Annotated in this window: 1 protein-coding gene; it reads left to right on the top strand. The window is 49.5% G+C overall.

The window, feature by feature from the left end; genetic code table 11:
* On the top strand, window positions 1-287 hold a 287-nt coding region (locus HUK49_RS10815), incomplete at both ends, for an aldehyde dehydrogenase family protein (RefSeq protein WP_191913688.1).

Genomic DNA, 287 nt, shown 5'->3' with positions numbered 1-287 from the left:
GCGTTTGTTTGCAAAAGTTGTGCGTAGTGGTGACTGGCTTGATGTGCGTATTGAGCCAGCATTACCTGATCGTCAACCCATGCCGCGTGTTGATATGCGTTTACGTCAAATACCGTTGGGGCCAGTGGTTGTTTTCGGTGCTAGTAATTTTCCGTTAGCATTCTCTGTTGCTGGTGGTGATACTGCTTCGGCATTAGCTGCGGGTTGTCCTGTAATAGTTAAGGCTCACTCAGCCCATCCTGGGACTTCTGAACTTGTTGGTCGCGCTGTTCAAAAAGCGGTAGCAC

The organism is Limosilactobacillus portuensis (assembly GCF_014838735.1).
GTDB classification, from domain to species: domain Bacteria; phylum Bacillota; class Bacilli; order Lactobacillales; family Lactobacillaceae; genus Limosilactobacillus; species Limosilactobacillus portuensis.
This window is presented reverse-complemented; position numbering and strand designations above follow the sequence as displayed.